Genomic DNA, 15,483 nt, shown 5'->3' on the forward strand with positions numbered 1-15,483 from the left:
CCCATAACCAGGACCAGCACATGCCGCCAGGTTGGCGCGGCGAACGCGCCTCGGAAAGACTGCATCCAAGCCGCCAGCACATTTGGCACGCCGCGTCCGCTTGCGCCCTGCATGCACTTCTCCCGAATCGATGTTTTCGGGGGAAAGACTCGACGACCGCGGGTCCAATGCGAATCCGCTACGACATCACGTTCCATTCAATCACGGAGGATTCAACTCAGGTCCATATCGTGGAGGCGGGGACCCGACCGCTCAGGGGGAAATGGCCAAAGTCGAGCTTAGAGTGTCGTGACCTCAACCTGTGTTCGTATGGGTGTCGCTGGCCTAAAGCCGGCTAGGCTTGACGTGCTAAGCGAGCACTAAATAAACGCGTTGTCTCATGGTAAATACAGTTTCTGCTCGCTCTAGTTGTTATCGGAAGCTCGCGCGCGTCCTAAGGTACTCCTCATATTGGTTCTAGTTCATCAAACATTCACATATGTGTCATCAAAGTGTTTACTTGATGACATCTAGCGTCGCCAGCGACAAAACCCTGCCATGCTAAGAAGATGCACTACGTGCACTTCAAATTTTCCTTTCCGAACCCCTCGAATGGGATGCCAGTTACAAGGTAGGGATGAAATGTCTGAGGCAGCATCTAAACTAATCGTGTTGGCCGAGCGAGGTTTCATGCTAGTACTTCGAGTCGTTCATAGTGCGGGGTACAACCGCTTCAGCTTGACGCGGGCATCGGCGGTGGTGAACTGCCAGTCGGCTTTGACATGTTTCTTGTTACGGCTGCCCTCCCATGCGGCGACTTCCTCGGTCAGAGTTTGCTTGTCCGCGATCCGCCGATCGAGGCACTGACCCGACAAGGCGCTGAGCTCGGATTCAGCCATATCCAGCCAACTGCCGTGCTTTGGCGTGTAGTGCCATTCGAACCGCTCCACCAGCCGGCGGGCCTCTGCGGCGGGAAAAGCCTCGTAGAGCGACGCCGGCTTGTGGGTATTGAGATTGTCTTGCATCAGCACGATTTTCTTCGCCTTCGGAAAATTCATGTCGGCTATGGCTTTGAGGATCTGAGCATAATCCACGGCCGTGTGGCGATCTGTCACCTCGACATGGCGCCAGCCTTCCAGGGGGGCGAAGATCATGAACAGATTAGCGGTTCCATTACGCTTATACTCGTAATCGTAGCGTGCCGGTTGCCCAGGCCTGCCAGCGATGGCTACACGCGTTTCGGCGACCAATTGTTTCGAGGTCTCGTCCACGCAGACCACAGGATACTCTGGATCGTGCGGCCTCTGATAAACCTCAAGAACGTCCTCCATTCCGGCTACAAAGGCGGCGTTGGCGTCCGGCGGGATCACCCATTGCTTTTGTAGATGCGGCTTAAGGAGGTTTTTTTTAGCGTCCGCCCGATCGTGTTGTCGCTGGCGCGGTCGACGATCTTCAGTTCGACAACGTGCTCTTCAAGGAGTTGTAGCGTCCACCGCTTGCGACCCTTCGGCGGGTCGGAACAAGCCAGCGCGATCAGTTTAGCCTCGGCGGCTCCGTCGAAAATGCGCGGTCTGGCCGAGGCTGGGGAATGCTTGCGGACCAGAACGGCCTCGAACCCCTCTTCCACCATTTGCTGGCGGGTCCGTGCGACCGTGTCGACGCTGGTATCGAGGGCTGTTGCGATTTGTCTGTCGCTCCAGCCGTCGCCCGCTTGCGCGCTGTCGGCCTTCAACAGAATGCGGGCCCGGGTCAGTTGCCGGGCCGGGTGGTTGCCCGCGTGGATCAGCGTGTTGAGGCGATCCCGCTCCTCTTCGCTGAGCTTCACCACATACCTTTTTCCAGCAAGTCGTTCCGCGATCACGAAGCATCTCCGTCGTTGCGGAACTATCGATTCGAAGAATGGCCGCGAAATCAATGACAGGAGGTACTAGGCTGTTTGTTGCATTGGGGTCGTGCGTGTTGCCCCGAATTCGAAGTTGTTGTCGCCACCCAGTTGGGTGACCTGCGTTCGCAGGAACCTGCAGGCGCACCTGTTGCTATTGTTCTTCACGCAAGCGGTCACCGGCGCGATTTTGAGTGGATCGAGCAGCAGATCGAAGCGAAAAATCGATATTGCGCGTCGGCGCCGACAATCTTAATCGTTGACGCATTCAACGCTGACCTAGTTCAAAATCTGATTGTCCGCGGAGCCATCGATGCTTTTATTCCGATGTCTGACACGACCGAAGTGGCTGCGGCTGCGTTGCGTTTGGTCATCGCTGGCGGCCGCTACATGCCGCTTCAGGTTCCCACCGCGGCTCTGCCGTCAAAAAGTCCCGACGATCCGGCTGATCAAAATCCCATCGCCCGCCTGAACGGTCTGACACAGCGAGAGCGCGCCGTTCTAGATTTGCTGAAAACTGGCAAGCCTAATAAGGTAATTGCCCACCAACTTAGTATGTCGTTAAGTACAGCAAAAGTCCATGTTCATAATATTATCCGTAAGTTGAAGGTAAAAAACCGTACCGAGGCGGTAATCGCTGCCACTAAGATTAGCGTCGAATCGCGCGACCAGTCCGTTCACCCAGCTGACAAAGTTGGCCATCTAGAGTTTGAGCTGGCGGCAAAAAAGGGTGATCTTGAGATCACGCCGCACCTCGCCAGCCGTTTCGTCGTCCGCGCACCTCGTGTCGGCCCCAAGGCACATTGACCCAACCGAGCGTCGTGACTGGTCTGGCAACCGCCAATACTAGCGAGCGACTGCTCATCAGTAGTTTAGCCGGCCGCTGCAAAACTCCCCTTGCAGCGGCGCAGGCGTATCGGATTCGGTAAATCTTTGGTCTCCTCGACGTGCTCCGCGCGTTGCAGCAGGCATCGACGATGGTGTCGTAATTATCGAGGATGCGGTTGCTAAAGGTGGTTCTGCCGGAGGTGTGGCAAGATATTCTCGGTCGGGTTGAATGTGGCAGAAAGTGTAACAGGCTGATGTTGTCTGGGACTGCGACTTCCAGTCTGGTGGCAGCCGGCGCCTTCCGGGACGAAGATGGCGTGTGTACTGATTTCCCGCAGGTGCAGGTCCATCGCATAAGCATTGGCAGCTAGCAGAACCAGGGCGTCCCCGCTATCGCGGGCCGGGCAGACCGCACCGGATATAGACCCACTTGTAGAGTTGGTCGCGTGGCGCCGGCCTGACGATCCATACCGCATGGTTTCGGCGGCATCCTTTCTCGCGGGGCCCGCCGCGCATAGGCCGCGTCCTTGCTTCGGGCAGCCTCGATTCGCAGTTCGGCCGACGTGTGATCATGTCGGACAATCCGAACCGTCATCCCGCCTCCCACATAGACAAAGGAAATCGATCAATCACACCTCACCGCGTCGCTCGCAATCACCTACGAGTCAGCATTTTGAGGGCAGAAGAGTCAGCGCGTCAGGCCGCTGGTTTCAGACGATCTGAATGCGTTTTAGGTAGGAATAGCATTCACAAGCGGCGGTCTTCATCGCCTCCGCATCTTTGATGCGGATATGCCCGCGGCTATATGCAATGACCCCGTCAGCGCGGAGTTCCCGACATATCTGGTTCAGACTGGCTCGGCTCACCCCCAACGCACGTCCCAGTTCCTCTTGTGTGATCGCCACCTCCCGTTGCTCGCTTTGGTCCAGCTCCAGCAACAATCGTCGGCAGGCCCGCTGTCGAATGCTATGAACAGCATTGCACGCCGCCAGTCTTGCAATCCCGGCCAGATAGCATCTTGCGTACCGCAATAGGGCTGCACGAAGCGACGGAAGCTGATGCGTCATGATCAGCAAACGATCCAGCGGAATGCTTGACGCCTGTCCGCGTCGCGCTACAGCCCCGCATTTGGCCCCAGCCGAGCCAAGCAAGGTTTCCACGCCGACAAATCCTTCGCGGCCGACACACGCGCTTTCAACGGCGTGACCGCCTGCCGTGATGCCAACAAGCGAAACCGTCATGTTATGCGGGAAAAGAATGTTTTCTATTATGTCGCCATCGTTCTGAATACATTTTTCCTCGTTAAATACTCTGATCTTCAGATCAGGTGCGATCCGGCGTAGATCAGCTGACGGAAGGCCTCGCAGAAAGAGACTGCCATGATGGGCTTTTGCGGGGTCTGTTATCGCTTCTCTCAATTCGCTTGTCACGGGCATGACAACGGATGCGGCCAGTTCCGACAGCGATGACATTCCTCGTCTCCCTTCGGGCCTTTTTGGTCCATCCATGGGTGGCACCGCCGCACCCATGGTAATCAGCAAACTACGAGCGGTTGGCCTGGGTTTCTGAAATCGCAAAGAACGAGCGCTATGTGCTGCGAGATCGGGCCGATCTAAGTCATGTAGGTGCGAGATTGATGAACCTTGCCGCGTTCGAAACGGGTTCTCCACCACGCGATTGTCTCCGCTAATCCCTTGTTCAGACTTGTCTCGGCATGCCAACCGGTATCTGCAGTCAGCCGGCGACTGTCCGCAATCAATGCCCGAACTTCAGATTCTGCTGGACGCAAACGTTGGCAGTCTTGCTCAGCCGGCTTGTTTGTTTCGGTCAGATCCGAAACCATCGCGATCACGTCAGCAACCGAGACCGCGATGCCGGTACCCGCGTTATAGGGCCGTCCATAGTCGATCGAAGGCGCTGCCGCGACCGCAAGGAATGCGGACACCGTGTCCTCGACGAAGGTGAAATCGCGCAGCGTCGTCGTGTCGCCCAGCTTCAACATACGGCAGGTCGGATCGAGCGCTTGGCGGATGATGGTGGGAATCACCGCCCGTTCGCTCTGACGCGGCCCGAACGTATTGAAGGGCCTCAGGATTACCACCGGAAGCCCAAACGATCGGGCGTAGGCCTCGGCCAGCATGTCGGCGCCGATCTTCGTCGCCGAATAAGGTGATTGACCGTGCAGCGGATGTGACTCCGCAATGGGTATGGTCTGCGCGGTGCCATAGACCTCACTTGTCGATGTCACGACGACCCGCCCCGGCGCGCACTCGCGCGACGCTTCAAGTACGTTCAGCGTCCCTAACACGTTGGTCTCCACATAGGATCGCGCCGCAACATAGGAATGCGGGATCGCAATCAGGGCGGCGAGGTGGAGGATAATGTCCTGCCCGGACACCAGGTTCCGCACGAACGACGGATCGCGAATATCTCCTCTAACAAGCGAAAGGTTGCCCGACAGGTTCGCCGGCAAGTCATCAAGCCACCCATGACCATCGAAAGAATTGTACAAACTTAACGCTGTTACGGCTGCGCCGGCACGTGCCAAACGTTCAGTCAAATGAGAGCCAATGAACCCATCCGCTCCTGTGACAAGAATTTTTGCGCTATCAAAACAGGCCATAGCTGGCATGGAACCTTCCCGAACAAGAAATCCTCATCACAGATCAACCCGCGCCTTGAACGGCATCTCCAGCGAAGGTCTTTCACCCAAGCGCCACCCGGCAGCGATGCCGCAGACGGCAAGGCAGCAGCGGCAAATCCAACCGAAGTCGGAAAGCCAGGATCGGTCCGGGTAATACGCCAGATCAATTTGCGCTTTTGTCGGGAACAAAACCTGCCGATAGAACTCTTCTGGATCGCAGCCTTTCGGATACATGTTCTTTTCATCCCGAAACAACGCCTGCGCCGGGCCGAAGATCCCAGGGCGGTAGCGCAGCAGGCCGCGATGAACCCCCGAAAAACAATCGGCGAAGAACATCGATTCCGGGCGCGGGCCAACAATCGCCATGTCGCCGCGTAAGATGTTCCAAAGCTGCGGCAGTTCATCGAGCTTGGTGTGCTCCAGCCACCGGCCCACCCGGGTCAGGCGATTGTCGCCGCTGACCGTAACTGCCTGGCCCGTCGTGCCGCAATCGGGTTTGAACTTGCGGAATTTCAGCAGCGCAAATGGCTGTCCATCCCGGCCAAGCCGCGTTTGCGCGAAAAATACCGGTCCGCCATCCTCGAGGCAGATCAACAGCGCGATCACCGCAATCGCGGGCAGCAGGATCAGCATCAGCGCCAGTGCGATCAGCACCTCGATCACCGGAAGGGCTTTCGCAAGCCGATGCCGCCTTGCTTCCGCCCCCAATAGGTGAGCCGTCACGTCCCGCTCCCGGCAAGCGTGGCAAGCAGCTGCAGCAGCGATCCAGCCACATACTCGGCATCGGCTTCGCTCATCTTCGGATGCAGCGGTAAGGTTAGTTGTCGGGCGCCAAAAGCCTCGGTCACGGGCAGGCTGACACCGGGGCAATGCTGCCTGAACCAGGTCAATTGATGAATCGGTGGGTAGTGGATCGTTGTCTGGATGCCCTGCTCGTACAGGCTTGACATGACAGTGCTACGGTCCGCGTGTTGCGGCAAAACAACCGGAAATAGATGATGGGCGGACGGCGCATGCCCCAATAGCGGCAGCCGCAAACCGGACGGTCGCTTGCCGAATGCCTCCGCGTAGGTTTGGACAATCAGGCGGCGCTTAGCGTTACGCGCCGCCAGCTTTGGAAGCTGCGCCAGTCCCAGCGCCGCGTTCAACTCGGACATCCGGTAGTTGTAGCCAAGACTAAGAACATCATAGCTCGCCGCCCGCGCATTCAGGCGCTCCGATGTCGTGCTGGTCATGCCGTGCGCCCGGGCTCGCCGCGTCCGTTCCAGCACCGCCTTGTCTCGGCCCAAAATCATACCACCTTCGGCGGTGGTCATGTTTTTGTTGCCGTAGAAACTGAATACAGCGAGATCGCCGAAAATCGGACCACGGTCCTGTCCAACCGCATGCGCCGAGTCCTCGATCAGGAAAAGATTGTTCCTGCTCGCGAAGTCGCGCCAAGCCTGCGCGTCCGCGACCGAGCCCGCGTAGTGCATTACGACCACCGCGCGCGTTCGCGGCGTAAGCTTTGCTTCCGCGTCGGCCAGCGACATCAACGGCCGCTCGAGTGATTCGATGTCGGCGAACACAGCCCGCGCGCCTGTATAAATCACACAATTCGCGGTGGCCACGAATGACAAGGATGGGACAATGACCTCGTCGCCGCTGCCGATCCCAAGCGCTGAAAGCGCCAAATGCAGACCGGCGGTGCAGGAATTCACCGCCACGGCGTCGCCGACGCCGTGCGCTTCGGCAAAGGCGCGCTCGAAGCCGGCTACACGACCGCCCATGGTAATCCAATTGGACGAAATAACATCCGCCAGCGCCGCAGTCTCATCGGCGCCCAAGCTCGGTTCGGATACAAGCAACAGGGACTTGCCATACATCGAAGCAACACTTTCATTACATTTCTAAATCAACACCGCTGATGCAACGCGGACGGTGATCAGCTCAACTGGAGATATAGTACTCGCGACTGCCCCGGTTTCGCGCCTCCGGGTGGCTAGCCCAGCCCAATCGCTTCCAGCCTGAGCGGCGTCGTGTCGAACGCCGGCGTGTCTTCGTCCCAGTTCAGGTCCTGTGCTTTCTGAAAGTCCTCGATCCGACCAATGTCCAGCCAGGTGCCGTTGTGAACGAACGTGTGGGCAGGCTGCTCAGACGCCAGCATCGAGAACATCAGGTCGTCGAAACCGAATGGTATCCCATCCGGGATGTAACGCAGCATAGTTGGCTCCATACAGTAAACGCCCATACTGCATAGGCTGGTGAAATTCGGCTTCTCCCGGAATGCGATCACCCGGTTGTTGACGTGCTCAAGAACGCCGAAGTCAATCTTCACATTCCGGCTCGACACCGCGACCGTCAGGCCGCCGCCATGACTATTGTGCTCCGCCACAAACGACGCGAGGTTGAGATCGGTCAGGATATCGCCGTTTATGACAAGAAACGTCGTATCCAGCTCCTCACGCAGCAGGCTCAAGGCACCGATCGTGCCTCGCGGCTCATATTCCTCAGTGTATTCGATACGAAGATCCCAGCGCCTCCCGTCGCCGCAGAAGCTGCGGATCAGGTGCCCCAGATAGCCCGTCGTAATATAGACGTCTTTTACCCCGTTCCGACGCAGCCAGCGAAGTAATACCTCCAGCACCGGTTTTGATCCGACCGGCATCAGCGGCTTCGGCAAAATGTTGGTGTAGGGGCGTAGGCGCATCCCCTTTCCGCCGGATTGAATAACGGCCTTCATGGCGTTCCCCTGTATTTCGGTGCGCACCGCAATGTCGCAAACTCGACATCAATGAACTACGGACCAGCGGGAAATGCGCTGAATTCTACCCCCAGGTCAAATTGTCCAAACGATCTAAGTGAAGAGACTCGACATAAGAAATGCCCAAGAAGCATTGATTTATCGCGCTTTAGGGCCGACCCCATGACAATGGTATCGATCTTCCGATGCATTCGGATCAGCCCTTCATACATCCGAGGAGTATGGAATATTGATCGTACGGCCGAGTGGTCATGACGCCGCCGAATGGTCTTTATACGACCTACCAGCGCAAATGGCGGCAAGTAACGGAGCGACGTCGCGTAATTAAGCTTGGCCGCAGGGAAGGCACCGGTTCTTATGATCACTCTCGACCGCACGATCCCGTGCATCGGGCAAGCCGACAGGTCTTTGCCGCGCGCCGGGTTTGCCGAGGCAAAGCCGGGACACGATCGTTCAGCCACCCATCTGACATTTTCGGATCTTGTCGATCCACCGCTGATACTTTTCGTCGGCGGCAGCGACCTCCATCTCCGGCTTCCGTTTCTTCACCTGCTCGCGGACGCGGGATTTTGTGTCCGAGCGGCAGGGTCGGGCGATCCTGCGCCGTTTGTCCGGGCAGGCATCGATTTTGACCGTTTTGACTACGACAGATTCGTCAACCCCATCGCTGATCGGCGTAGCGTGCGTGCGCTGTCTGATCTGATCGCTGCGCGTCGCCCGGCGCTGGTGCAGTCATTCGATACCAAGCCGAACATCCTCGCCCCGATGGCCGCCCGCGCTGTGCCGGGAACAACGGTTGTCCGCACCGTCAATGGTCTCGGATGGATCTACTCGTCCCGCTCGCCGGCCGCCATCGCGCTACGACCGAGCTATCTTCTGATGCATCATCGCGCCGGCCGCCATGCGACGGCGACGGTGTTCCAAAACCGTCAGGATCAAGCGTTCTTCCAGCGCTATCATCTGGTCGCCCAAGGCACCGAATGCCTCATTCCCGGTTCCGGGGTTGATGTCGAAGGCTTCGATCAAGCCGCGGCGACCGCCCCCGCGCCGCACCAAATGCGAGCACGATTGGGGCTCGGCGCTGGCCCGGTGGTGCTGACTGTCACCCGCCTGACCCGGCAAAAAGGCATTCCAACCTTACTGCGGGCGGCGCAAAAACTACATGGCCTGCGCCCGGACCTTCGCTTCGTTCTCGTCGGCCCGCGCGAGACCGAGGGCCGCCTCGCGGTATCCCAGCAGGAGCTTGACCGCCATCGCCCCTATGTGGTCGCCACCGGGCAGCGAGACGATGTACCCGCGCTGCTGCGGATGGCTGATATTTTCGCCTTCCCGACCGAATACCGGGAAGGCGTACCGCGCGCCCTGTTGGAAGCCGCACTAGCCGAGCGGCCGATTGTGGCGACGCGCATGCCAGGCTGCAGTGACGTGGTCGAGGACGGCCGTGGCGGTTATCTGGTTCCGCCCCGATCACCGGATGCGCTCGCCGCCCGCATTCTCGATCTGGTGGTGGATCCGAACGGCGCCCGTGCCATGGGTCGGGCGGCGGCGGATCTGGTGCGCCGCGAGTTCGGCTTGAAACTCATTGTCGCTCGTTACACCGAGCTTTACCGGACCTTGCTGGCGGCGCAACCGCAAGCAATGTCCAGACGTCGGCGCTGACGCCAATGTGCGGAATTGCCGGCATCTTGCTGTCGCCCCGGGTAAGCGGTCCGCGTGTCAATGCCCCCTGGCGCCTGCGATCGATCGACAGCATGAACCAGACCCTGCGGCATCGCGGTCCGGACGATGGCGACAGCTGGCTTGACGTCGAAGCTGGCCTCGCTTTCGGCCACCGGCGACTGGCGATCGTGGACCTTTCGCCGCTCGGGCGTCAGCCCATGCACAGCGCCGACGGCCGCTTCGTCATCACCTACAACGGAGAGGTCTATAACGCCGCGAAAATTGGTGACGAGCTTCGATCGCGCGGCCACGTATTCCGCGGCCATAGCGATACCGAGATCATTCTCGCGGCCTGCCAGGAATTCGGCTTGCGTAACGCCCTGTCGCGTTTCGTCGGCATGTTCGCATTTGGCCTGTGGGACCGGCGTGACCGGGTTCTCCACCTGGTACGCGATCGCTTTGGCAAGAAGCCGCTGTATGTCACCGTTGTCGATGGCGCCCTGCTGTTCGCCTCCGAGCTGCGCGCGTTGCGTGCCGGCCCGGGATTCACGCCGCATGTCGATCCAGCCGCCCTTGCCGCGGTGCTTCAGCAGGGGTGGGTGCCGGACGATGCCTGCATTTGGCAGGGCGTTATCAAGCTTCCACCTGGCAGCTGCCTGTCGATAACCGCAGCCGAGCTTGATCGTTGCAGCGCCGCCGATTTGCAACAAAAAGCCACGCCTTGGTGGTCACTTCGCGACGTCGTCGAAGTCGGGCAACGCGACCCCTTCAAGGGTGATGAACAAGCCTTGGATGACGAACTTGAAGCGCTGCTGCAGGCCGCGGTGAACGATCGCATGGTGGCGGACGTTCCGCTCGGCGCATTCCTGTCCGGTGGTGTCGATAGCAGCTTGGTCGTTGCGTTGATGCAGGCGCGGGCCTCCCGCCCAGTGCGCACCTTCACCATCGGCTTCGACGCCCCTGGATTCGATGAGGCGAGCGCCGCGTCCCTGGTCGCGCACCATCTGGGCACCGACCATACGGCACTGCGGCTTCGGCCGGCACAGGTCTGGGACGTGCTGCCCGACCTGCCCAATGTCTGGGACGAGCCGTTTGCCGACGAATCGCAGATCCCGACCCTGCTGGTTTCGCAACTGGCCCGGCGGCACGTCACCGTTGCGTTGTCCGGCGATGGTGGGGACGAGGTTTTTGGCGGCTACACCCGCCATGTTCAAGCGGTGCAGTACGATCCGCTGTTCCGGCTGCCAGGCAGCCTGCGCAGGTTTGGCGCCCGCACGCTCGGCATGCTTCATCCCGACCTTATCCGCCAGCTGCAACGCAATCCAGCGACCGCGACGCTCGCCGCGCGTCTAGGCGTCGGGCGGCTCCCGAAGCTGGCGGACGCCCTCAACGCGGAGTCCGAGGACGCGCTGTATGCCGGCCTCCTGCGTCTCGATGCCGGAATGACAGCGCCGCGTTCCCACCCGTCCCCGGCGGCGACACAGATGCCGGCACTAACGGGCTTGGCCGAGCGGATCATGTTTCGGGATACCGGGCGGTATCTTCCGGGCGACATCCTGGTCAAGCTTGATCGGGCGAGCATGGCGGTCAGCCTCGAAGCCCGCTGTCCATTATTGGATCATCGCGTGGTCGAGTTCGCCTGGCGGCTGCCATTGCACCACAAGATACGCGGCGGCAAGGGCAAGTTGCCGCTGCGTAGGCTGCTGCGAAAATACGTTCCCGAACCGGTGGCGGCGCGGGCGAAGCACGGCTTCAACGTACCCATTGGTGAATGGCTGCGCGGTCCGCTGCGTCCATGGGCCGAAGATACCCTCAGCGAGTCCAGACTCCGCAGCCACGGCCTTCTGGATGTCGCGCGGGTGCGGACCTGTCTGGCGCGACATATCAGCGGCGGGCAAGACCATGCCTACGCGTTATGGGCCATTCTGATGGTCCAGTCCTGGCTGGATACCAGCCAACAAGCGATCCGGATGCCGGATTCGGAGGTCGCATCCAGCGATGCCCGTGCGCTTGCCCTCACTGCGCAACCTGGAGCCGTGTCATGACCCTCACCGACCCGTCGCCGTTTTCCCAGGTGTTGTCCACTTTGCTGCGTCGGCGTTGGACTATCCTGCTGACCGCCATGTTCGGCACCGCCGCAGTGTTCGCCGTCGCCATGGTGCTGCCGCTGCGTTACACCGCCAAGGCGCAACTTGTTGTCAAGTCACAACAGCCAAGCCTGCTGGCCGGCCAGCAGGCCGTAATCACGCAGTCGCCCGATGAACCGACCGTGCTGACTGAAATAACGGCGATCACCTCGTACGATCAACTGCGGCGCGTTCTCGACAGCCTAAGGAACGACCCGCAATTCGGTCATATCGTCGCCGCACGGGCGAAGCCCCACGATGAACAGGACCTTCTGCCGCAACTGCAAACCTGGGTGGAACGCTTGCTTTCCGCGCAAAACAACAGTTGGCTGACGATACGTGAGCTGCAGCGCAACCTGAAAGTCTTTCAGGAAGCCGGGTCCCACGTGATCGGCGTCAGCTTCGTGTCCGGCCAGGCAGTGGACTCGGCGGCAATCGTCAACCGCATCGTCAAGCTTTATGTCGAGCACCAGCAGGAGGCAAAGCGCGCCGCGACCGATCGTGCCTTGGCCTGGGTCGACGGCCGCCTGAAAACATTACAGAAGGACAGTGCCGCAACAGAAGCCAGTCTGCGCGCGTATCAGTCCAGCCGTCAGTTGATCGATACCTCGCATGCCGGCGCCATGGACCAACGGCTGGCCGATCTCAGCCGGGAACTGGCGACCGCGGAGGCCGATGCCGCGGCCCGCTCGGAACGGGTCAAAAACATCGAGGATCTGCGCCACAACGGCGCAACCGCCGAGTCGTTGGCGGGTGCCTTTAACTCGCCTTCGATCACCGAACTGCGCCGGCGCGCCTGGGACCTGATGCAGGCCAGGATCAAGCTTGCGACGACGTATCATAAGGATGATCCATCCATCGATCTCGTGGACCGCCAGCTCCAGGAAGTCCGCCGCCTGATGGGCGTCGAGGTCAGCAGCGGCATCCAAGGTCTCATCAGCGACGCGAGTGTATCCGCGGCACGGGTGGCATCACTACGATCGAGGCTCGACCTGCTGCAGGCATCGAGTTCGGATAGCAGCGTCCGCACGCTCGAGCGGCAGGACGCCCTGAACCACGCGCTTTACCTCTCTCTCGCCCAGCGGGAGGAAGAACTGCACCAACAGCGGGAGGGCCTATCTCCCAACATCGACATCTTGTCCCTCGCCGCCCCGCCGGATCGGCCGACATCGCCTGGTCCCATTCTGTTCGTTCCGCCCGCGCTGATCGCCTTCACGATCCTCGGTTGCTTCATCGCTGTGTTGCGCGAAGGCCTGGACCACACGCTCCGAGGCGAGTCCGAAATTACCGCCGCGCTCGGCCTTCGCTGCGCCGGCCTGGTTCCGCGCGTGCGCCCCCCCAATCAGATGCGGCTGCATGAATATCTTCTGAGTCACCCCTTCAGCCACTATGCAGAGGCGATCCGCTCGCTGGTCGCGGCGACCCATCTGCGCCCGGCGGAGCAGGCCAACAAGGTGATTCTGGTCACCTCCAGCCTGCCCGGCGAGGGCAAGACCACCCTGGCCGTCAGCCTTGCGACATACACCGCCAAGCTGGGTTATCGGGTGCTGCTTGTGGATCTTGATTTGCGCAAACCGGGGATCCTTCGTGCTCTCGGCGGCAGGGATCAGGACGTCTCCCCGATGCCTCTGCGGCAAGGCCCGCTGTCCGAGGCAAGCGTGCAGCATCTGCCCGGACTTAATCTGGACTATCTACCGGTCAGGCGGGATCGGTCGCTTGATCCGGTGGCACTCTTCGCACGCGCCGACATCGCCAATTCCCTGGGCAGGCTGCGTGATCGATACGACTGCATAGTGATCGACAGCGCGCCCCTGCTCGCCATCACAGAAGCGCGGCTGCTCGCCGCAATGGCTGACCGCATCCTGTTCGTCGTGAAATCGGGCAGCACCCGACATGAAGAGGCCTGCGGCGCGATCGACATGCTGCGCAACGGCGGCTTCCTCAAACGGGATTCCGCGGCGCTGGCAAGCGTTGTGATCAACCAGATCGATCCGAAAAGCCATGCGTCATACCGCTATAAATATGACTATGCTGATGCCGAATTCACCCCGGACCGCTCCGCGCGCTCGGCCTTTCCGCAAATTGGCGGCAGTCCATAGGCGAAACGAGGGCAACGATGAATCAAATCACCGAACTCCATCCCATCGCCGATCCGCTTGCCGAACTTGCGCATGCCCTGAATGATTGCGGCGTGGCATGGTGCTATTGGAAAAGCCGCCATCGTCTGAACGCGGCGCTTTCCGGCAGGTCCGACCTTGATCTTCTGGTGGCGCAGCAGGATCAAGCGCTGCTGCAGCGGACGCTGGGCGAATGCGGGTTCAAGCTGTTTCCCTCGGCCCAGCTTCGCGACGACCCCTGCTTCACCAGCTTTCTCGGGTTCGACGAAGCCAGCGGCCGGCTACTGCATGTACATGTACATTTCTTTCCCGTGATGGGCCATGCGCTGTCGAAGAACTACCGGCTGCCCTGGACCAGGTCCATTCTGTCGCGCGCCATGGTGCACCCGACCCTGCCCATCAGGCTGCTCGATCCGCCGACCGAGGCCTTGCTGCTCTTGCTGCGTCGCTGTTTGGATGTTTCCATCACCGATCCCGTCGCGCTGCACAACTGGCGCGATAAGACGGCTCGACTGGCCGCCGCGCAGGACGCACTGCGTCGTGATCTGGATCGCAACGAACTGCACGCGCGGGCCACCGAGTTTCTCGGCGAGAATCTGGCCGTCGCGATCACCGCTGAATGTCTCGCGCCGGCGCGTCGCATCCCAGTCAAATTGCGCTGGCAAATCCGCCGCGCCTTGGCCCCCTGGCGCCGCTATAATGCTGGCGAAGCACTGTTCCGTGCCGGCATACGCGCCGCGGGCTTGGCGTGGGACACGATCAATAGACGCTTTCTACAGGCGCCAAGGCCGATGCGCCGACGCCCCTTCGCTGGCGGCCTGGTGATCGCCATGCTGGGTGTCGATGGCAGCGGCAAGACCACCCTCACGCGCACGATCCGGACCTGGCTGGGCGCCGAGATGGACGTCATGCCGATCTATTTCGGTACCGGCGGCGGCCGGCCGTCGCTGATCCTGGCGCCGCTGAAAATGATGGTTCCCCTGGCGCAGGCGCTGATGCGGCGAAAGCCGGCGGGCGCATCACATGGCCAGGTCTCCGACCGCGCGCCGGGCTCAGCCTACGCCGGCCTTCTGGCGCTATGGGCAACCGTCCTGGCAATCGAAAAACGGCGCAAATTGACAGCCGCGCACCGGGGCGCGGCCCGTGGCGCCGTGGTGGTCGCGGACCGCTACCCGCAGGACCAGTTGCCATCCTTCAACGATGGCCCCCTTCTGCCGCGCCTGCGCGCGGTGCCGGCCTGGTTGCGCCGATTCGAGGCGCGATCCTATGCCCTGGCGCGACGCCTGCCCCCCGATCTGGTGATTCGCCTGGACGCGACGCCCGACGTGCTGGCCCGCCGCGAGCCCGACATGGACCGGACGGTGCTGACCGCCCGGACCGAAGCGGTCAAGCAATTGGCGTTCCCGGGAGTGCCTCTGATCGCCATCGATGCGACTTTGCCGTTGGACGAGGTGATCCGACGTGCGAAGCGGGAAATCTGGCGGCGTCTGTGATCATGGGCGGCC

11 protein-coding genes are annotated in these 15,483 nt (G+C 60.7%); 5 read left to right on the forward strand and 6 right to left on the reverse strand.

What is annotated here, in order from left to right:
* Positions 1–689 precede the first annotated feature (689 nt).
* Positions 690–1,837 (reverse strand): IS630 family transposase gene (locus tag ACQY4Y_RS26800; RefSeq protein WP_428490713.1). Its coding sequence is split into 2 segments (ribosomal slippage): positions 690–1,378 and positions 1,378–1,837, totalling 1,149 coding nucleotides; the frame shifts between segments, so codons are not numbered across the junction.
* An 81-nt stretch (positions 1,838–1,918) separates the two neighbouring features.
* Here ACQY4Y_RS26800 and ACQY4Y_RS26805 point away from each other — a divergent pair.
* Complete coding sequence (locus ACQY4Y_RS26805) at positions 1,919–2,668, forward strand: helix-turn-helix domain-containing protein (protein ID WP_428493607.1); 750 nt, start codon at positions 1,919–1,921, stop codon at positions 2,666–2,668.
* Positions 2,669–3,399: 731 nt separating this feature from the next.
* Here ACQY4Y_RS26805 and ACQY4Y_RS26810 read toward each other — a convergent pair.
* From ACQY4Y_RS26810 to ACQY4Y_RS26830, 5 genes are all read right to left on the reverse strand, one after another.
* A complete protein-coding gene (locus ACQY4Y_RS26810; RefSeq protein ID WP_428493608.1) occupies positions 3,400–4,161 on the reverse strand; it encodes a Crp/Fnr family transcriptional regulator in 762 nt (253 codons plus the stop codon).
* Between the two features lie 140 nt (positions 4,162–4,301).
* Positions 4,302–5,321 carry an SDR family NAD(P)-dependent oxidoreductase gene (locus ACQY4Y_RS26815; RefSeq protein ID WP_428493609.1) on the reverse strand — a complete coding sequence of 340 codons (1,020 nt, stop codon included), beginning with the start codon at positions 5,319–5,321 and terminating at the stop codon, positions 4,302–4,304.
* A 27-nt stretch (positions 5,322–5,348) separates the two neighbouring features.
* The gene (locus ACQY4Y_RS26820; RefSeq protein ID WP_428493610.1) at positions 5,349–5,996 is read right to left on the reverse strand and encodes a sugar transferase; all 648 of its coding nucleotides are present in this window, start codon (positions 5,994–5,996) and stop codon (positions 5,349–5,351) included.
* Between the two features lie 56 nt (positions 5,997–6,052).
* Positions 6,053–7,198: a DegT/DnrJ/EryC1/StrS family aminotransferase gene (locus ACQY4Y_RS26825; protein WP_428493611.1), complete on the reverse strand. Its 1,146-nt coding sequence runs from the start codon at positions 7,196–7,198 to the stop codon at positions 6,053–6,055.
* A 116-nt stretch (positions 7,199–7,314) separates the two neighbouring features.
* On the reverse strand, positions 7,315–8,055 hold the full coding sequence (locus ACQY4Y_RS26830) for a sugar phosphate nucleotidyltransferase (protein WP_428493612.1): 741 nt from the start codon (positions 8,053–8,055) through the stop codon (positions 7,315–7,317).
* A 702-nt stretch (positions 8,056–8,757) separates the two neighbouring features.
* Between ACQY4Y_RS26830 and ACQY4Y_RS26835 the strand changes: the two genes are divergently transcribed.
* Genes ACQY4Y_RS26835 through ACQY4Y_RS26850 form a run of 4 tightly spaced genes read left to right on the forward strand, consistent with a single transcriptional unit; the run spans position 8,758 to position 15,471 of the window.
* Complete coding sequence (locus ACQY4Y_RS26835; RefSeq protein WP_428493613.1) at positions 8,758–9,735, forward strand: glycosyltransferase; 978 nt, start codon at positions 8,758–8,760, stop codon at positions 9,733–9,735.
* 5 nt (positions 9,736–9,740) lie between these two features.
* Positions 9,741–11,780, forward strand: coding sequence for an asparagine synthase (glutamine-hydrolyzing) (gene asnB / locus ACQY4Y_RS26840; protein WP_428493614.1), 2,040 nt, complete (start codon positions 9,741–9,743; stop codon positions 11,778–11,780).
* Positions 11,777–13,960, forward strand: coding sequence for a GumC family protein (locus tag ACQY4Y_RS26845; RefSeq protein ID WP_428493615.1), 2,184 nt, complete (start codon positions 11,777–11,779; stop codon positions 13,958–13,960). The genes asnB and ACQY4Y_RS26845 overlap by 4 nt, the downstream gene beginning before the upstream one ends.
* A 17-nt stretch (positions 13,961–13,977) precedes the next feature.
* A complete protein-coding gene (locus tag ACQY4Y_RS26850; RefSeq protein ID WP_428493616.1) occupies positions 13,978–15,471 on the forward strand; it encodes a hypothetical protein in 1,494 nt (497 codons plus the stop codon).
* Positions 15,472–15,483: the final 12 nt, after the last annotated feature.

The organism is Rhodopila sp. (assembly GCF_965277165.1).
Classification (GTDB): domain Bacteria; phylum Pseudomonadota; class Alphaproteobacteria; order Acetobacterales; family Acetobacteraceae; genus Rhodopila.